Raw genomic sequence first — 17,489 nt, 5'->3', positions numbered from 1 at the left:
CGCCCGTGCGCGATCGTGACTCATCGCATGCAAGCGATCTCAGCGAGATCGAGGTCATCGCGACGAATTTCAAACGCCGGCTCTCCGGCGTTACATCAACGATCGTGCAGCTCATTCCGAAGCAGATCGAGCTTGGCTGCCATATCGCCACGCTTGGCCCGGGCTTGCCGGAAGAATTGCCGAGGCTCGGCTGGGCACGGCTGCCCGGTCTCTGGATAACGCCACGCCGCCATCGCGTGCGTGTCTGGCATGCCCGCCGCAACAATGAGATGCTGGTCGGGTTGCTGCTACGCTCTGTGCTGCGGATGCCGCTGAAACTGGTCTTCACCTCGGCCGCCCAGCGCCGCCACACCGGCTATACACGCTGGCTGATCCGCCGCATGGATGCGGTGATCGCCACCAGCACCCGCTCCGGCAGTTTCCTTGAGGTGCCGCATACCGTCATTCAGCATGGCGTGGACCTCAAGCTGTTCCATCCGCCGGAAGTGCCCGACGACCGGATGGCCGCCAGCGGCCTGCCCGGCACCTACCTTGTCGGTTGCTTCGGCCGCGTCCGCCACCAGAAAGGCACCGATCTCTTCGTCAAGGCGATGATCGAGCTTCTGCCCCGCTATCCGGACTGGACGGCCGTCATCTGCGGCCGCGTGACGGCAGAACACCGCAGCTTCGCCGACGACCTGGTGAAGATGGTGGCCGCAGCCGGCCTTACCGACCGCATCCGCTTTTTGGGTGAAGTCGATAGTGTCAGGCCCTGGTATCGTCGCACGACGCTGTATGTCGCCCCTTCCCGCAATGAAGGTTTCGGCCTGACGCCGCTGGAGGCCATGGCCTCGCGCACCGCAGTCGTCGCGTCCGACGCAGGCGCCTATGCCGAGATGATCGTGCCGGGAGAAACCGGCGCGATCGTGCCCGCCGGCGATGGCGAGGCGCTGACCAAGGCGATCGCCTTCTATCTGGCCAATCCGGATCAAGCGCTCCAGCAGGGCGAAAATGCCGTGCGTCACATCCGCAGCGAGTTCGCGCTGGAAAAGGAAGCAACGGCGATCGGCGATATCTATCGGCAACTACTCGGCTGAACCGCCGGGCTATTGACCAAGGTCGATGCGGTTGCGCTCGACGAAATCGATCATCGCGCGATCCTCGACCACATCCTCCTCGATGCTTTTGACGATCGACAGAACCTTGTCCCGATATTTGGTCGGCGAGGTATCGTAGGCCCACCCGCGCGCCAGTTTCGCCATCAGCTCCTCGCGGGACTTGGTGTAATAGTGATTGAGCTGCAGGAAACAATTCGAATAGAACTCCGGCGACTTCCGCGCCCGGCGCGTGAAGCGCTTTCCGGCATCGTTCGCCGTGAGATCACCGAATTCGCGAGTCTGGAACTGATGCACGCTGACTTCCGTCACCTCGCAAGGATCGACGATGCATTTGAAATTGCGAACATCTTCCTTAGGTGTCATCGGATCGGCGCCGCGCATCGTGTAGTTCAGCGTCAATGGACCGCCGGGAGGCGTCGCATGGCCGCTGGTGGCAAACATGTGCCAGGGCAAGGAGACATTCGGGAAATCCCCCGCCGCCTCAAGCGCCTGCTCGACCGTGCGCCCTTCCTTCGGCAGCAGAAATTCGTCGACATCGATGAACGCCATCCAGCGATATGCGCCGCCGAAATTAAGGATGGCATGGGCAAAGACGATAACCTGGCCGTTCAGCGTCGTTCCGGTACCCGCGTCCTTCATTCGCCCAGCCCAGGGGATGATCGTCAGCATGTCGGCATCGAGGAGATCGCGCAGAATTGCCAGGGTCTCATCCGTCGAGCCGTTATCGTAGATATAGAAGTGCCGAATGCCGACGGCACGATGGAAACGCACCCATTCCTCAATATACCGCGCCTCGTCCTTGACGCAGACGGCGATAGCGATCCCGTGACGGCCCTCTCGAGGCTGCGGCGGGTCGATGGCCAGTTTCTTGGCATCGGCAGTCTTAGGTTTCAGCCAACCCATGCGTCCGTTCCCTGCAACTCAGATCGTCGATGCGGCGGCAAACCTGTCATCATAGCCGAACCCATGTTTCAACAGTGCCGAAACCGGCGAATAGTTGACAAATGTCACGCCTCGCTCCGACGCGATTTCTCTTGCCAGAACAAAATGTTCGAGGATCCGGTCTTCGGCCCGCGCGATGCCGGAAAAAGCGGCTTCATCGCCCGTCTCATAAAAACGTGGCTCGCCGGCGTTGGAAATATCGATGCCGAGGAAGCCGATCGTTTTGGGTGAGCAATAAAGCGCGAATTGCAGCGCCGACAGGGCGACCGAGCCTCCCTGAAAGACACCCAGATCCGGGGCAAAGGAGAAACCGGCGGTACCGGCTGCGTTGAGCCGCACAAAATCGAGCTTTCCAAGATCGTCTATCAAGCGGCGGCGAGCGCCATAGGGCTTACTGATATTGTCTATCAGAATAACCGTCTTGTCCGACAACCAACGGCTGTCCAGCTCCGAAATCGCCCGCAGCACGGAGACTGAAAACAGGCAGACCATGCCGGGCTTGATCCTGCGCCGCATCATCTCCGAATGCCGCCAGACGAAACGCTCATCCTCCACGGCAACGGCAAGCGGCGTGGCAATCTGCTCGCCGATCAATCCGATCGCGCCGTTCAGCAAGATGGCGCTTTTCGGCTCCAGGCCGGTGAGATCGCAGTCACGGATCGATGGGCCGGAGCCGACGATGTAGATATTTTCGCTCGCCTCGTCCCGCAGCCAATCGCTATTCGAGAGATCGGCGACCTTGGCACGGTGGTAGAACACCTCCCCCACGCCGCTCTTGCGCACAATGCCAAGCCCTGGAAACCAGTCCTGCGCGTGAGCACGCGAACTGCCGAGCAGCATGCGCGCGCCCAGCTTGACCAACGTTCGGTGCCAGGGGCGGTCCACCATGTCCTTAGAGCTCCACGAGACCGAGTTTCTTCACCTGCCGAATGGTCAACATGGTGCGGACCGTATCGACATGCTCGTTGGCCGTCAGCACTTCGATGACGAAATCCTGGAAGCGGGTGAGATTTTCGGCAACGCAATGCAGCAGGAAATCGCTGTCGCCGGACACCATCCAGGCTTGGCGCACGAGCGGCCACTCCGCCGTCGCACTGGCGAAAGCCTTGAGGTTGGCCTCCGACTGATGCTTGAGGCCGACCATGCAGAAAGCAACGAGATCGAAGCCGAGCCTCGGGCTGTTCAGCATGGCGTGATAGCCTTCGATGATACCGGCCTCTTCCAGCTTGCGCACCCGGCGCAGACAGGGCGGCGCGGAAATGCCGACTCGATCGGCCAGCTCGACATTGGTCATGCGCCCGTCGCGCTGGAGTTCCCGTAGAATCTTGATATCGATGGCGTCGAGTTCAGCTCGCAGCACTTTTATGGCCTTTCTTTAATTCCCCATCGCCAGCTTCTATATAAAGCGAGGAAATTCGCAAGAAAGTTTCGCTTGCGTAACCGAATCTTACACAAAGCAGATTTGCTCTGTTGGTAATGCAAGGCTGCCCTTGAATAAATGCATGCGGCAATCATAAATGGGTCAGCAGATCGTGAAATCGCCTGCTTCGCCCCTTTGAAGCTGAAATTCACGACGCGCTGAGATTGAAAGGACTTAAACTATGCCTGCCCGCCACACCAAGGTGCTCATCATCGGTTCCGGCCCCGCCGGTTATACGGCTGCCGTCTATGCCGCGCGCGCCATGCTGGAGCCAGTCCTGATCGCCGGCATGGAACAGGGCGGTCAGCTGATGATCACGACGGATGTCGAAAATTATCCGGGCTTTGCCGATCCGATCCAAGGCCCGTGGCTGATGGAACAGATGCTGCAGCAGGCCAAGCACGTCGGCGCTGAGATCGTCAACGACCTCGTCACCGAAGTCGATACCAATCAACGCCCCTTCGTTGCACGCACGGATAGCGGTCAGGTCTGGACCGCCGACACGCTGATCATCGCGACCGGCGCCAAGGCCAAGTGGCTCGGCATCGAGACCGAGCAGCATTTTCAGGGCTTCGGCGTTTCCGCCTGTGCCACCTGCGACGGCTTCTTCTATCGCAACAAGGATGTGATCGTGGTCGGCGGCGGCAATAGCGCCGTCGAGGAAGCGCTCTATCTTTCCAACATCACCAAGTCGGTGACGGTGGTGCATCGCCGCGATTCCTTCCGCGCCGAAAAGATCCTGCAGGAGCGACTGTTCGCCAAGCCGAACGTCAAGATTCTCTGGAACACCGAAGTCGCCGAAATCACCGGCGCACCGGCCAAGCCGCCGATGCCGCCATCGGTTTCCGGCGCGCGCCTGCGCGACACCCGCACCGGCGTCATCACCGACGTGACCATCGACGGTATTTTCGTCGCTATCGGCCACGCGCCGGCGACCGAGCTTTTCAAGGGCAAGCTGAAGCTCAAGGATAATGGCTACCTCTGGACCGCGCCGGATTCGACTGCGACCAGCGTCGAAGGCATCTATGCCGCCGGCGACGTGACCGACGATACGTTCCGACAGGCGATCACTGCAGCGGGGATGGGCTGCATGGCCGCCCTCGAGGCGGAACGCTATTTGACTGGGCACATGCCCGTCGCCGTGGCTGCGGAGTGATATAGCCGATGAGGGGAAGCGGCATGCCATTGGACTGGGACAAGCTGCGTATTTTTCACGCGGCTGCCGAAGCGGGATCGTTCACGCATGCGGCCGACAAACTGCATCTGTCCCAATCCGCCATCAGCCGCCAGGTCAGCGCATTGGAGCAGGATGTCGGCATCAAGCTGTTCCATCGCCATGCCCGCGGTCTGATCCTGACCGAACAGGGCGAATTGCTGTACCGCACCGCGCATGACGTTCTCCTGAAGCTCGAAACGGTCAAGATGCAATTGACCGAGACGACCGACAAGCCGAGCGGCAAGCTGCGCGTAACGACGACGGTCGGCCTGGGCCAGGGCTGGCTGACCGACAAGATCCAGGAATTCCTGCAGCTTTATCCCGACATGCAGATCCAGCTCATCCTCGACAACGAGGAGCTGGACGTGAATATGCGCCATGCGGATTGCGCCATACGCCTGCGCCAGCCGCAGCAATCGGATCTGATCCAGCGCAAGCTCTTCACCGTGCACATGCATGTCTATGCCGCTCCCTCCTATATCAACCGCTACGGCGAGCCGCAGTCAGTGGAGGATCTGGACGACCATCGCATCATCAGCTTCGGCGAGCCGGCACCGAACTATCTTCTCGACGTCAACTGGCTGGAGATCGCCGGCCGCTCGTCGGACAACAAGCGCCTGCCGCATCTGCAGATCAACAGCCAGACCTCGATCAAGCGCGCCTGCCTGCTCGGCATCGGCATTGCAGTGCTGCCGGACTACATCGTTGGCCGCGACCCCGGACTGATTCAGCTCGCGATCAATGCCGACGTACCGTCCTTCGACACATATTTCTGCTATCCCGACGAGATGAAAAATGCGGCGAAACTTAAAGTTTTCCGCGATTTTGTCGTTGCGAAGGCGCGGAACTGGAACTTCTAATCCGATCTAAATGATTGGAAATTCAACGATTTTTTGAACTAATATATCAGCTACGCGTATTATGCATGGCTGATATGCACAAAACAGAGTTGAAGGATGCCCATTTAGACACCATATCGCACATAGCTGATGCACACGGTGGCTTTTCCTCCCAGTTCCACCGCATTGGCTGTTCCCCTCTGGAGGTTTTTGACCTTCATACCTATAGGGCCCTGGTTTACTCCGGAGGCCCTTTTTTTTGCCTTTTTTCGCCAAACGCCGCCAACGCATAACTGCCATGCACAAAAAAGCATTGCGCAGTGCACAAATTAGCATCATAACGCCCATAGCTGATGCACATGGTGGCTTTTCCTCCCAGTTCCACCGCAGCAGCTGTTCCCCTCTGGAGGTTTTTGACCTTCACACCTATAGGGCCCTGGTTCATTCCGGTGGCCCTCTTTTTTTGCCCATTTTCTGAGCACGCAACAAAATACGCCACGTAAAATAATATCTGGCGGCAGACCTTGATATATCGAAATCTGACGATACATAAATCGTCGACTTTCGATATTCGTGAGGGAAGCGCAATGGACAGGACTGAGATACTGAAGGCATTGGCCCATCCGGCCAGGCTCGAAATCCTCAATCACCTCAAAGACCCGCGCGCACATTTTCCGACCCAGGAGCACCCGCTGGAGCTGGGCGTCTGCGCCAGCCAGTTCGAGCGTTGCGGCCTGTCGCAATCGACCGTCTCCGCCCACCTCGGCACATTGCAACGCGCAGAGCTGGTAACCACCAAGCGCCTTGGCCAGTGGATCTTCTACAAGCGCAACGAGGAAACCATCGCCGAATTCCTCGCGACCTTGCAGAAGGAACTCTGACAATAGCCTTGGCCCTCTGCGCCCTCGCGTCGACCCCTCCTCCATCCAACGATCCGCATAGAAAAAAGGACCCCCCATGACCAAACTCTTCGAACCGACAAAGCTGGGCGACATCGCCATCGCCAACCGCATCGTCATGGCGCCGCTGACGCGCAACCGCTCTCCCAATGCCGTTCCGAACGATCTGAATGTCAAGTACTATGCCCAACGTGCCACGGCGGGCCTCATCATCACCGAAGCCACCGCCATTACCCATCAGGGCCAGGGCTATGCTGACGTGCCCGGCCTCTATACCAAGGACGCCCTCGACGGCTGGAAGAAGGTGACCGACGCCGTGCATGCCAATGGCGGCAAGATCGTCGTGCAGATGTGGCATGTGGGCCGCATCTCCCACACCAGCCTGCAGCCGAACGACGGCAAACCGGTCTCGTCGACCTCCAGAGCCGCCAAGGCCAAGACCTATCTCGTCGAAAAGGACGGCAGCGGCCACTTTGCCGAGACCTCCGAGCCACGCGCACTTGAAACCTCCGAAATTCCGGGGATTGTGGAAGACTACCGCAAGGCCGCCCGCGCGGCGATCGATGCCGGCTTTGACGGCGTCGAAATCCATGGTGCCAACGGCTATCTTCTCGATCAGTTTCTGCGCGCGGATATCAACGACCGCACCGACCAGTATGGCGGCTCGATCGAAAACCGCGCTCGCTTCCTCTTCGAGGTAGTCGACGCCGTGACCAAGGAAATCGGCGCCGGCCGCACCGCTATCCGCATCTCGCCGGTAACGCCGGCAAACGATGCCAGTGATCCGCAGCCGCAGCCGCTTTTCACCTATGTCATCGAAGGCCTGGCAAAATACGATCTCGCCTATATCCACGTCATCGAAGGCGCAACTGGTGGCGCGCGCGACTTCCTGCCCTTCGACTATGACGCGCTGCACGCTGCTTACAAGGCTGCCGGCGGCAAGGCCGGCTGGATGCTCAACAACGGCTACGACCGCGAGTTGGCCGAGGAAGCCGTCGACAGCGGCAGGGCCGACGTTGTCGCCTTCGGCAAGCCGTTCATCGGCAATCCGGATCTCGTCCGCCGACTAAAGGAAAACGCCCCGCTCAACGGCCTCGACCAGGCAACGCTCTATGGCGGCGGCGGAAAGGGCTACGCAGACTATCCGACGCTGGACGAAGTAGCCTAGCGCCAACCAGCTCTCGTCGAGATTGAGAAACCCCGCTGCAAGGCGGGGTTTCTTTTTGAACGATGAACGCTAAAGTTACAGACATGTTCGAATCCTACCTCAAGCGCTGGTCGCTGACACCCGATGGCAAGCCCATCATTACCCATTCCAGCCATCTCCTCCCTGTCATCTGGCACGACAAGCCGGCCATGTTGAAGGTCGCGCTCAATATCGACGAGAAATTCGGCAATAGGGTCTTGCGCTGGTGGGAGGGCGACGGAGCCGCTTACGTCTATCAACACGATGACGATGCGGCGCTTTTGGAACGGGCGACAGGACCAGGCTCGCTGCTGACCATGGCCATGGACGGCGCCGATGACGAGGCAAGCCGGATCATGTGCCGTACGGCCGCGAAGCTGCATGCGCCACGGCTGGCGGAATTGCCATCCGATCTCGTGCCGCTCGACCGCTGGTTCCACGAACTGGAACCGGCCGCGCGCGCACATGGCGGCATGCTCGCCACCTGCGCAGAAGTGGCTCGGGGTCTGCTGGCGGATCAGCGGGACGTTACCGTGCTCCACGGCGATATCCACCACGAGAACATCCTGGATTTCGGCCCTCGCGGCTGGCTCGCCATCGACCCGAAGCGCGTTCACGGCGAACGCGGTTTCGATTTCGCCAACACTTTCTGCAATCCGGAACTGCCCATCGTAACCGCTTCGGGCCGCCTGCAAAAACAATTGCCGATTGTCTGCGCCGAGGCCGCCTTGGAACCAAAGCGACTACTGCAATGGATCATCGCCTATGCCGGCCTTTCCGCCACTTGGTTCCTCAGCGATGGCGACACGAAAAACGCGGAGTCGGATTTTACCGTCGCCCGGATCGCACTCGCCGAACTCCAAACCTGACGGCGCGCCTTATCGCGCCGGCAAGCAGCCGATCCCCATCAGACTTGCCTTTATCGCCGCATCGATCGGCGTATGCGGCTCCTCACCGAGCACGGCCAGGAGCCTGTCGTTTCTCATCTGTAGCGGCACGCTCCATAGGTAGCGCATCTCGCGGAGTTCCTTCATGAGCGGCACGAAGGGTGCGGCAAGCGGCAGTACCCACCAGGGAAAAGCCTTCACTTTCACCCTATGCCCAACCACGCGCTCGATCGCACCGATCATTTGCCGACCATCGCCATCCCAATGGCCGCGCATGTGATAAACGGCAAAGGCGGGAAGCGCGTCGCCCTTCTCAATCAGCCGGATCATCGTTTCGGCAACATCCGGCAGATAGGCCCATTGATGGCCGATACCAGCCCTCCCCGGATAACTCACCGACGTCACCGGCTTGCCAGCCTTCACGATCCCCTGCGCTAACCAGCTATTGCCGGCGTGCTCGCCAAAAAAATCGCCAGCGCGAACTATGATGACGGGCGTTCCATTCTCCGCCGCCACCTTCAGCCGCCGCTCCATTTCGACACGGATCGCCCCCTTGCGCGTCCGGGGACGCTGCGGGCTGTCCTCGGTCACATCGGGAAGCACATCCGGCCCGAAATTATAGACCGTACCTGGCAGAACGATCCGCGCGCCGACCGCCCTCGCCGCCGCGATCGTGCTGTCGAGCATCGGCAGAACCAGTTGCCCCCAGTTGCGATAGCCGGGCGGGTTGACGGCATGCACAATCACGTCGACCCCATGCGCCGCCTTCAGCACATCGCTTGCCTGCATCGCATCGCCCTGTATCCAGTCGAAACCGGATTCACGACGCGCTGCCTCAGCAGCGTTGCGATTTAGCGCCCGGACGCGCCAGCCGCGAGCAGCCAGCCCCCGCGCAACCGCACCACCGATGCCGCCAGTGGCTCCCAGTACGAGAGCCGTCTTTCCATTCTCCATCTGCTCAGTCATCGTCATCTCCATCACTTTGATAACGTGACTATGCCGTGCAGCGGCAATAAACGAAATTGCCAAAAAATATGCATATGATATACAAAAATTTATGACAACATCGGAGCCTAGCTGGGATTTCTACCGCACCTTCCTCGCCGTGCTGCAACACGGCTCGCTTTCGGCTGCCGCCCGAGAGCTTGGCCTTACCCAACCGACCATCGGCCGCCACATCGACGCGCTGGAAGAAGCGATCGGCGCCGAGCTGTTTACCCGCTCGCAGCAAGGCCTGTTGCCGACGGACGCGGCACTCGCCCTGAAGCCCTATGCGGAAACGCTGGCCAATACGACCGCCGCTCTTCTGCGTGTCGCTTCCAGTTCCCGCGACCGCGTCAGCGGTACAGTCCGCATCAGTGCCAGCGAGGTTATAGGCGTGGAAGTTCTGCCGCCGATCCTGGCCGGGCTGCAGGCAGCATATCCCGACCTCACTATCGAGCTTTCCGCTTCGGATGCCGTCGAAGATCTGTTGCAGCGCGAGGCCGATATCGCCGTTCGCATGGTCGCGCCCGCGCAGGATGTGTTGCTGGCGCGTTATATCGGCTCCATCCCCCTCGGCTTATTCGCTCATCGCAATTATCTCGAACGATATGGCGAACCCAAGAACATCAGAGAGCTGCACCAGCATAAACTGATCGGGTTCGACCGCCAGACCGCTTACATCCGCACCATGATGAAGCGCTATCCCCTGCTTGACGGTGTCTCTTTCACCTTCAAGTCCGATCACAGCATTGCCCTGCACAATGCCTTGCGCGCCGGCATCGGCATCGGCTTCTATCAAATACCGCTTGCGAAAAGGGATGGGGAACTTGTTCGGCTGCTGCCCGAGATCGAACTGCCGCTCGACACCTGGGTTGCCATGCACGAAAATCTCAAGACATCGCCGCGCTGCCGCGTGACGTTCGATGCGCTGGTGGCGGGGTTGCTGGAATACGTTCGTAACTAGGCACCCGGCGCCGTATCCACTGGCGGGAAATGCACCTTGCCGTCGACAACTTCCGTTTCCGGTCGATCGCCGCCATCGGCATATTCCTCGTGCCACTTGCCCCTTTCGTCCTGCCAACTGATCTCGGCTGAATCGCCACCGACCTGTTGCTCGGCCGCTACGATCCGGGCTGCCTCCACGGCTTCTGAATGGCTGGGAAACGCCTCGGAATAGACGTCTCGAAATCGATACGCCCATCCGCCGTCATGCGGCACGATTTCGTAAGTGACCTTGACCATGCATATCCTCCTTCTCATCTGCCAAGACCTTGAGAGCCGGGCACACCCGGCAGGACCGCGGTCCATCTGAGACGAGTATCGAGGATGCCGCGACATTTTATTGGGCAGACCTATAAGCTCAGTATTCCATTAAACGCCGCCGACTGCAAATTTTGTCGCCCTCGTACGTGCTTGATGTGAAAAATCATTGGTTTAGAGTGCGAAAATGAATCGGCGCGCGAGGTGGGGATCTTGGCTATATCGAATTGGCTGAAGCAGGAAAAATTCCTGATCATCGCGTTGGTAATCGGCGTGATCGCCTATCTCAGCGAACATTCCGTGCTGGAGATGGGACAGACCGCATCGATGGTGGCCGCCGCTGCGCTGGTTGCGACCATCGTACTCGCCTCCATGCGCGTCGCCCATCACGCCGAAATCCTGGCGGTCAAGGTCGGCGACCCCTACGGCACGATGATCCTGACGCTATCGGCCGTCGCAGTCGAAGTCATCATGCTGGCGATCCTGATGGGTGGCGAAAGCTCACCGACGCTGGTGCGCGATACCATCTATTCCGCCGTCATGCTCGACATCAACGGCATCATCGGCCTCGCCGCCCTGATCGGTGGATTGAAGCACGGCGAGCAACCCTACAATGACGACTCCAGCAGGTCCTATGGCGTGATGATCCTGACGGCCATGGGCATTTCGATGATCGTGCCGGAATTCGTCCCCGAGGCCAAATGGCACTATTATTCCGCCTTCACCATCGTTGCGATGATCGCGCTTTATGCGCTCTTCCTGCGCATGCAGGTCGGCAAGCACAGCTATTTCTTCAGCTACAGCTATCCGCGCATCGAAAAGCATCAAGGAGCCGAGGAGGAGCATCACGGCGAGGAATCGACGATGACCTCCATCATCACGATCCTGATCGGCGTCGTGCTGATCGGCGGACTTGCCGAGTTCATGTCCGCCTTCATGGATGTCGGCCTCAAGAATAGCGGCGCACCGCCCGCGATCGCGGCGATCGTCGTCGCCACCATTTCCGCCGCCCCGGAAATCCTGACGGCGCTGCGTTCGGCCCTGCGCAACCGCATGCAGGCGACGATCAACATCGCCATGGGCGCCTCGCTCTCGACCGTCATCCTCACCGTGCCGGTCATGGAGGGGATCGCGCTCTATACCGGCCAGCCCTTCATCATGGCGATGACGCCAGTGCAGACCGTGATGATCATGATCACCCTCATCGCCGCCGCCATCAACCTCAACGACGGTGAAACCAATGCCATCGAAGGCATGACCCATTTCATCCTCTTCGCCACCTTCATCATGCTGACGATATTGGGACTTTGAGCGTGATTTCAAAGGGTTGGAGTAGGCGGCGGAATCGGTTTGAGAGAGACTTGACTCAAGTGATGAAGCCGCGCCGCTTCTAAAACCGACAAACGCAGAAAGCCCGCCATCACTCGCGGGCTTTCTGATTTGTCTTGGCTGAGGCTGCTTACTTGCAAGCGCCGCAGAAGCGCTGGATGCGGCGGCAAGCTTCCTCGAGAAGCTCTTCCGAGGTCGCATAGGAGATGCGGAAGTTCGGGCCGAGGCCGAAGGCGGAGCCGTGGACGACCGCCACACCTTCCGATTCCAGCAGTTCCGACACGAAGTCCTCATCCGTCTCGATGACCTTGCCGGTCGGTGCGGTCTTGCCGATCAGGCCGGCGCAGGACGGATAGACGTAGAAAGCGCCTTCCGGCACCGGGCAAGAAATGCCCTTCGCCTGGTTCAGCATCGACACGACGAGGTCGCGGCGACCTTCGAAGATTTTCTTGTTCTGCGGGATGAAATCCTGCGGACCGTTCAGCGCCTCGACGGCTGCCCACTGCGCGATCGACGTCGCGCCCGAGGTCTGCTGACCCTGGATCATGTCCATCGCCTTGATGAGCACCAGCGGGCCGGCAGCATAGCCGATACGCCAGCCGGTCATCGCATAGGCCTTCGAAACGCCATTCATCGTCAGCGTCCGGTCATAGAGGCTGGGCTCGACTTCGACCGGCGTGGCGAATTTAAAATCGCCGTAGGTCAGGTGCTCATACATGTCGTCGGTCAGGATCCAGACATGCGGATGCTTAACCAGCACGTCCGTCAGCGCCTTCAGCTCGGCATGCGTATAGGCAGCACCCGACGGGTTCGACGGCGAGTTGAACATGAACCACTTGGTCTTCGGCGTGATCGCCTTTTCGAGATCAGCGGGCTGAAGCTTGAAGCCGTTGGCCTGTGTCGTCTCGACGAAAACCGGGGTGCCGCCGCACAGCGCCACCATTTCCGGGTAGGACACCCAGTAAGGCGTCGGGATGATGACTTCATCGCCAGGGTTCAGCGTTGCCATGAAGGCGTTGAACAGGATCTGCTTGCCACCCGTGCCGACAATGGTCTGCTCGGGAGCATAGTCGAGATTGTTCTCGCGCTTGAACTTCGCGGCGATCGCCTTGCGCAGCTCGGGGATGCCGGCAACCGGCGTGTACTTCGTCTCGCCGCGATTGATCGCGTCGATGGCGGCCTTCTTGATATTGTCCGGCGTATCGAAATCAGGCTCGCCGGCGCCGAGGCCGATCACGTCGCGGCCTTTTGCTTTCAGCTCGCGCGCTTTCTGGGAAACGGCGATGGTGGCAGAAGGCTTTACACGGGAAAGGGCGTCGGCAAGAAAGGCCATGATGATCGGTCCTATTCGGTTGAAATGGGCAGAAAGCCTGTGGACCAGATTTCTGCGCTAAGCTCTATGTCGAATGTAGGCCGCCGTTTCAAGCAGAAAGGCGTCACAGTGACGTTATTTCGCGCGCGCGTAGACAGTGCGCCACACGTCATCGCTGGACCGCTATACGCCTTTCATTCTCCCAAAGGGAGCCTCTTACACGCCTTAAGTGAAACAAACAAAGACGATCGGCGGGTGCAAACAGCCGATCGGCGGATGAATCATTTTATGAAGGGCCTGATTCAATCTCTCAGCTCCCTCGAAATACTTCATTTAAATCAATAATATAAGCATATATCTCAACCGTCATCAATTAGCATCGCGAAATTCCTTCGGCATCCGTTTCGATCCGGCAGAGGTGCACTTCTCACACCTTTATCGTGTATCCATTGGCCACAATGTTCGGGGAAGCCATGTTTTGGACGATGGCGTCGTCACACATAGGTCGATGGGCCATATCGCGGATACCGGCAAGGGCGGACACAATGACGTTATCGACACTCTGACGCGCTTGAACCGCGATCCGCCTACCCCACGTTGTGTAGGCTATTCTAGCCACGGAGGAAATGGTTCGATGCGTTTTCACAGAGCGGGATTTTCCGTTGCTTTTGCAGCGTCTGCCATGCTGGCGACAAGCGCTGCCCTCGCCGACCCGGCGAAGATCGTCAACACGCAGAAGGTCGCTGTCAAGGTCGAGACCATCGCGAGCGGGCTCGATCACCCCTGGGCCGTGGAAGCGCTACCAGACGGCGCCTATCTCGTGACGGAACGAGTGGGGAACATCCGTATCATCCGCAACGGCAAGGTATCGGAGCCGCTTGCCGGGGTACCCGAAGTCCATGCCCGTGGCCAGGGAGGGTTGCTCGACATTGCACTTGATCCGAAATTCACCAGCAACCGCACAATCTTCTTTACCGCCTCCATTTCCGAGGGCGGCGGCAGAGGCACGGCGGTCTTCCGAGCTGTTCTATCGTCGGACGAGCGGCGGCTGACCGATGTGAAGCGCATCTTCCTGATGAACAAACTCTCGTCCGGCAACATCCAATACGGCTCGCGCATCGCCATCGCCAGGGATGGCAGCCTGTTCGTGGGCCTCGGCGATCGCGGCGAGCAGGATCGCGCCCAGGATTTCCATGACGACGCCGGTTCGATCATCCATATCCGGGCCGACGGCAGCATTCCAGCCGACAATCCCTTCAAGGACGGCGCCAAGGCCCAACCGGAGATCTGGTCCAAGGGCCACCGCAATCCCCAGGGCATCACCTTCGATACCGTAGACGGCAAGCTCTATACGGCTGAGCATGGCGCCAGAGGCGGCGACGAGATCAACACACCGGAAGCAGGCAATAATTATGGCTGGCCGGTCATTTCCTATGGCCGCAACTATATCGGCACCAAGATCGGGGTCGGCACGGCGAAAGAGGGAATGGAACAACCGATCTTCTATTGGGATCCATCGATCGCGCCCGGGGCCATCGCCGTCTATCGCGGCAAGATGTTTCCCGAATGGAACGGCGACTTCCTGGTTACCGCGCTGAAATTCGAGCTTCTCTCACGTCTCGATCGTGACGGCAGTGGCAAGATGATCGAGCGAGAACGCTTGTTCTCAGGTGATTTCGGCCGACTGCGCGATATCGTCGTCGCACCGGATGGCGCGCTGCTGATCACCACGGATGAAGATGACGGCGCGTTATTGCGTGTTTCGAGAGCAGCGAACTAACGACGGGATTTGCCGCGGGCGGTCAGCCTTTCACCCTTGCCCCGGAGAAAAGCAACTGCTAACGCACCGTCATCTTCCCTCCGTTGCTTCCTTCTCCCGCAGGTTGTCGATGACGCGCATACAAGCGAACTTGGTATTGTTGCTGGCCGCCGCTATCTGGGGCGGCGGTTTCGTCGCGCAGTCGACAGCGATGAAGGCGATCGGGCCGTTCTGGTTCATCGGCCTGCGCTTTGCCGTCGCCACCATCGTCATCCTGCCCTTTGTCTGGATGGAAAACCGGAGGGCCGAAAAACCTCTCACGCGCGGCAACTGGCTCTCCTTTCTCTGCATCGGTATCGCGCTCTTCGGCGGCGCGGCAACGCAGCAACTCGGGCTCTTGACGACCAGTGTCACCAATTCCAGCTTCATCACCGGCCTTTACGTCGTCTTCGTTCCGCTGATCGCCGTCGTGTTTTTGCGCCGGCAGCCGCACTGGATCATCTGGCCGGCAGCGTTGACGGCGCTGAGCGGCATCTATCTGCTGTCCGGCGGCTCTCTGTCCCGGCTTACATCAGGTGATTTGCTGACCGTCGTCTGCGCCGTCTTCTGGGCTGCGCAAATCACCCTTGCTGGCGTGTCGGTTCGCGAAACCGATCGGCCTCTAGGCATTTCCGCCGCACAATTCGCCGTCACCGCTGTCCTTGCCCTCATCGTCGCCGCACTGGTCGAGCCCATCAGCTTTGCCGCCATCGGGGCCGCACTCGGCGAAATTCTCTATGTCGGGATATTTTCGTCCGGCCTTGCATTCGCGCTCCAGGTCATCGGCCAGCGCTATACGAGCGCCCCGCAAGCGGCGATCATCCTCTCTTCAGAGGCATTGTTCGGCGCGTCCCTTGGCGCGCTGCTGCTCGGCGAAACCATGGGGCCACTCGGCTATGCCGGCTGCGCCCTGATGTTCAGCGCGATGCTTGCAGTGGAATTGGTGCCCGAGCTCAAGCGCCGGCGCAGCGTCACCGCATAAAAGGCCGCTGGAAATGCCCGTCATGGCTGTGCCAGACCGCTTCCGTTAGATTTTTTTAAATGACCCGAAAGACGTATCTCGAGGCCGTCATTTGGGAAAATTTCGCCAAACTTATATCGCAAACGATACAAAAACCTTGGAAATCCATTTCGCATGAGGGAAAATTTGCGAATCGCCTTAGCACGCGCGCATAACAGCAATACGCCCCTTTTAGGACATTAAAAACTTTTACTTGCCAATTCCCGATAAACACAGCACTCTCAACGGTGTTCGGGCATTTTTAAAGCATGGAAAGTCCTTAAGAAAGTGCGCGCCGGGAACGCTAATATTCCGGTCAGCCTGGTCGAGAAATGATACGCGGATATCGTTTCGTGACCACGCCGAGGTATAGGGGACCTTTTCCTTCAAATTGCGAGAACTGCCTGCGAGCGCCCGCAAGGGCAATACAGCAATGCTGCCCGTGTGGATGGTGGGCAGAGAGAAAAGGACCTGACGCATGGCCGAGACTGGCACTGTAAAGTTTTTTAATACCGATAAGGGCTTCGGTTTCATCAAACCGGACAAGGGTGGCGCTGACATCTTTGTACACATCTCCGCAGTACAGGCTTCTGGTCTGGCAGGATTGTCGGAAAACCAGAAGGTAAGCTTCGACACGGAACCGGATCGCCGCGGCAAGGGACCGAAGGCCGTCAATCTCCAGATTGCCGGCTGAAAAGCCTGACGGCTATCATTCGAGTTGAGGCCCGGCAGAGATGCCGGGTTTTGTCATTCAGTCTGCATTCAGCTTGCCGTGCCTAGTTTATCCCCCAATGCAAGATTGGGAACGACGGTTCTACCGCTCCCGTTCAGAGGATAGACGAATGAACATGCTCGGCAAAACCCTCCTCATGTCCGCCATGGCTGCAACATTGACGCTGACCTCCATGTCAGCCGCTTCGGCCGACGATCGCTGGCATCACCGCGACGGTTGGGTATTGGGCGGCGCCGCGGGCCTTGCCACCGGCCTGATCGTCGGCTCCGCTATCGCCAGCCAGCCGCGTTATGTCGAGCCAGGCCCGGTCTACGTCGATCCCGACTATGACGCACCGCCCCCGCCCTATTACTATCGCGCACCGCCGCGCCGCGTCTATGTCGAGCGCGATGTCAGCTATTACGCTCCGGCAACCGCCGGCCTGCGCCCCTGGTCATCGCAATGGATGCGCTATTGCTATGATCGCTACAGAAGCTTCGATGGCCGCAGCGGCACCTATGTCGGCTTTGATGGCATGCGTCATTTCTGCACGGCCGACTGATCGACGTATCGGTGGTCTCGATAAAAAGCGCCGCCTCCCGCGGCGC

The 17,489-nt window shown here is 59.3% G+C and carries 18 protein-coding genes; 12 read left to right on the top strand and 6 right to left on the bottom strand.

Features of this window, described 5'->3' with window-relative positions:
* Positions 1-5 precede the first annotated feature (5 nt).
* Positions 6-1,076, top strand: a complete 1,071-nt coding sequence (locus PMI03_RS27275) for a glycosyltransferase family 4 protein (protein ID WP_007701577.1) — start codon at positions 6-8, stop codon at positions 1,074-1,076.
* Positions 1,077-1,085: 9 nt separating this feature from the next.
* On the opposite strand, the gene PMI03_RS27270 is transcribed toward PMI03_RS27275, so the two are convergent.
* From PMI03_RS27270 to PMI03_RS27260, 3 genes are read right to left on the bottom strand one after another with little or no spacing between them, the layout of a single operon-like run.
* Entirely contained in the window at positions 1,086-2,000 is a 915-nt protein-coding gene (locus tag PMI03_RS27270; protein ID WP_007701568.1) for a glycosyltransferase family 92 protein, read from the bottom strand.
* Between the two features lie 18 nt (positions 2,001-2,018).
* Positions 2,019-2,927 (bottom strand): hypothetical protein, encoded by a 909-nt coding sequence (locus tag PMI03_RS27265; RefSeq protein WP_007701567.1) that lies wholly within the window; start codon positions 2,925-2,927, stop codon positions 2,019-2,021.
* A gap of 4 nt (positions 2,928-2,931) precedes the next feature.
* Positions 2,932-3,399 (bottom strand): Lrp/AsnC family transcriptional regulator, encoded by a 468-nt coding sequence (locus PMI03_RS27260; protein ID WP_007701565.1) that lies wholly within the window; start codon positions 3,397-3,399, stop codon positions 2,932-2,934.
* A 241-nt stretch (positions 3,400-3,640) separates the two neighbouring features.
* Here PMI03_RS27260 and trxB point away from each other — a divergent pair, with 241 nt between their 5' ends.
* The 5 genes from trxB to PMI03_RS27235 all read left to right on the top strand — a co-directional run bounded on the left by trxB (position 3,641) and on the right by PMI03_RS27235 (position 8,468).
* Positions 3,641-4,615: a thioredoxin-disulfide reductase gene (gene trxB, locus PMI03_RS27255; protein ID WP_007701564.1), complete on the top strand. Its 975-nt coding sequence runs from the start codon at positions 3,641-3,643 to the stop codon at positions 4,613-4,615.
* A gap of 23 nt (positions 4,616-4,638) precedes the next feature.
* Complete coding sequence (locus tag PMI03_RS27250; RefSeq protein ID WP_007701562.1) at positions 4,639-5,535, top strand: LysR family transcriptional regulator VtlR; 897 nt, start codon at positions 4,639-4,641, stop codon at positions 5,533-5,535.
* Positions 5,536-6,101: 566 nt separating this feature from the next.
* On the top strand, positions 6,102-6,395 hold the full coding sequence (locus tag PMI03_RS27245) for a helix-turn-helix transcriptional regulator (RefSeq protein ID WP_007701560.1): 294 nt from the start codon (positions 6,102-6,104) through the stop codon (positions 6,393-6,395).
* A gap of 76 nt (positions 6,396-6,471) precedes the next feature.
* A complete protein-coding gene (locus tag PMI03_RS27240) occupies positions 6,472-7,581 on the top strand; it encodes an alkene reductase (RefSeq protein ID WP_007701558.1) in 1,110 nt (369 codons plus the stop codon).
* Between the two features lie 83 nt (positions 7,582-7,664).
* The gene (locus tag PMI03_RS27235) at positions 7,665-8,468 is read left to right on the top strand and encodes an aminoglycoside phosphotransferase family protein (protein ID WP_007701555.1); all 804 of its coding nucleotides are present in this window, start codon (positions 7,665-7,667) and stop codon (positions 8,466-8,468) included.
* Positions 8,469-8,477: 9 nt separating this feature from the next.
* Here the strand turns inward: PMI03_RS27235 and PMI03_RS27230 are convergent, their stop codons facing one another.
* Positions 8,478-9,452 carry an SDR family oxidoreductase gene (locus PMI03_RS27230; RefSeq protein ID WP_007701552.1) on the bottom strand — a complete coding sequence of 325 codons (975 nt, stop codon included), beginning with the start codon at positions 9,450-9,452 and terminating at the stop codon, positions 8,478-8,480.
* 91 nt (positions 9,453-9,543) lie between these two features.
* Between PMI03_RS27230 and PMI03_RS27225 the strand changes: the two genes are divergently transcribed.
* Entirely contained in the window at positions 9,544-10,434 is an 891-nt protein-coding gene (locus tag PMI03_RS27225) for a LysR family transcriptional regulator (RefSeq protein WP_007701550.1), read from the top strand.
* On the opposite strand, the gene PMI03_RS27220 is transcribed toward PMI03_RS27225, so the two are convergent.
* Complete coding sequence (locus PMI03_RS27220) at positions 10,431-10,712, bottom strand: DUF2188 domain-containing protein (protein WP_007701547.1); 282 nt, start codon at positions 10,710-10,712, stop codon at positions 10,431-10,433. The two genes, PMI03_RS27225 and PMI03_RS27220, sit on opposite strands and share 4 nt — an antisense overlap.
* A gap of 231 nt (positions 10,713-10,943) precedes the next feature.
* On the opposite strand from PMI03_RS27220, the gene PMI03_RS27215 reads away from it, so the two are divergent.
* Positions 10,944-12,041, top strand: coding sequence for a calcium:proton antiporter (locus PMI03_RS27215; protein WP_007701544.1), 1,098 nt, complete (start codon positions 10,944-10,946; stop codon positions 12,039-12,041).
* A gap of 148 nt (positions 12,042-12,189) precedes the next feature.
* Here the strand turns inward: PMI03_RS27215 and PMI03_RS27210 are convergent, their stop codons facing one another.
* The gene (locus PMI03_RS27210; protein ID WP_007701541.1) at positions 12,190-13,392 is read right to left on the bottom strand and encodes a pyridoxal phosphate-dependent aminotransferase; all 1,203 of its coding nucleotides are present in this window, start codon (positions 13,390-13,392) and stop codon (positions 12,190-12,192) included.
* A 613-nt stretch (positions 13,393-14,005) separates the two neighbouring features.
* Here PMI03_RS27210 and PMI03_RS27205 point away from each other — a divergent pair.
* From PMI03_RS27205 to PMI03_RS27190, 4 genes are all read left to right on the top strand, one after another.
* Positions 14,006-15,151, top strand: a complete 1,146-nt coding sequence (locus PMI03_RS27205) for a PQQ-dependent sugar dehydrogenase (RefSeq protein ID WP_007701539.1) — start codon at positions 14,006-14,008, stop codon at positions 15,149-15,151.
* A gap of 109 nt (positions 15,152-15,260) precedes the next feature.
* Positions 15,261-16,151, top strand: coding sequence for a DMT family transporter (locus PMI03_RS27200; protein WP_007701536.1), 891 nt, complete (start codon positions 15,261-15,263; stop codon positions 16,149-16,151).
* Between the two features lie 496 nt (positions 16,152-16,647).
* Positions 16,648-16,863, top strand: coding sequence for a cold-shock protein (locus PMI03_RS27195; RefSeq protein WP_004116423.1), 216 nt, complete (start codon positions 16,648-16,650; stop codon positions 16,861-16,863).
* Positions 16,864-17,011: 148 nt separating this feature from the next.
* Positions 17,012-17,443 carry a BA14K family protein gene (locus PMI03_RS27190; RefSeq protein ID WP_007701533.1) on the top strand — a complete coding sequence of 144 codons (432 nt, stop codon included), beginning with the start codon at positions 17,012-17,014 and terminating at the stop codon, positions 17,441-17,443.
* Positions 17,444-17,489: the final 46 nt, after the last annotated feature.

This window comes from Rhizobium sp. AP16, assembly GCF_000281735.1.
In the GTDB taxonomy this organism is placed as follows: Bacteria; Pseudomonadota; Alphaproteobacteria; order Rhizobiales; family Rhizobiaceae; genus Rhizobium; species Rhizobium rhizogenes.
This window is presented reverse-complemented; position numbering and strand designations above follow the sequence as displayed.

Bases quoted from the DNA above. Each gene is read 5' to 3' on its own strand.
- PMI03_RS27190 (WP_007701533.1), top strand. From the start codon at position 17,012: ATGAACATGCTCGGCAAAACCCTCCTCATGTCCGCCATGGCTGCAACA.
- trxB (WP_007701564.1), top strand. From the start codon at position 3,641: ATGCCTGCCCGCCACACCAAGGTGCTCATCATCGGTTCCGGCCCCGCC.
- PMI03_RS27195 (WP_004116423.1), top strand. From the start codon at position 16,648: ATGGCCGAGACTGGCACTGTAAAGTTTTTTAATACCGATAAGGGCTTC.
- PMI03_RS27220 (WP_007701547.1), bottom strand. From the start codon at position 10,712: ATGGTCAAGGTCACTTACGAAATCGTGCCGCATGACGGCGGATGGGCG.
- PMI03_RS27210 (WP_007701541.1), bottom strand. From the start codon at position 13,392: ATGGCCTTTCTTGCCGACGCCCTTTCCCGTGTAAAGCCTTCTGCCACC.
- PMI03_RS27230 (WP_007701552.1), bottom strand. From the start codon at position 9,452: ATGACTGAGCAGATGGAGAATGGAAAGACGGCTCTCGTACTGGGAGCC.
- PMI03_RS27250 (WP_007701562.1), top strand. From the start codon at position 4,639: ATGCCATTGGACTGGGACAAGCTGCGTATTTTTCACGCGGCTGCCGAA.
- PMI03_RS27235 (WP_007701555.1), top strand. From the start codon at position 7,665: ATGTTCGAATCCTACCTCAAGCGCTGGTCGCTGACACCCGATGGCAAG.
- PMI03_RS27265 (WP_007701567.1), bottom strand. From the start codon at position 2,927: ATGGTGGACCGCCCCTGGCACCGAACGTTGGTCAAGCTGGGCGCGCGC.
- PMI03_RS27205 (WP_007701539.1), top strand. From the start codon at position 14,006: ATGCGTTTTCACAGAGCGGGATTTTCCGTTGCTTTTGCAGCGTCTGCC.
- PMI03_RS27270 (WP_007701568.1), bottom strand. From the start codon at position 2,000: ATGGGTTGGCTGAAACCTAAGACTGCCGATGCCAAGAAACTGGCCATC.
- PMI03_RS27200 (WP_007701536.1), top strand. From the start codon at position 15,261: ATGACGCGCATACAAGCGAACTTGGTATTGTTGCTGGCCGCCGCTATC.
- PMI03_RS27240 (WP_007701558.1), top strand. From the start codon at position 6,472: ATGACCAAACTCTTCGAACCGACAAAGCTGGGCGACATCGCCATCGCC.
- PMI03_RS27245 (WP_007701560.1), top strand. From the start codon at position 6,102: ATGGACAGGACTGAGATACTGAAGGCATTGGCCCATCCGGCCAGGCTC.
- PMI03_RS27225 (WP_007701550.1), top strand. From the start codon at position 9,544: ATGACAACATCGGAGCCTAGCTGGGATTTCTACCGCACCTTCCTCGCC.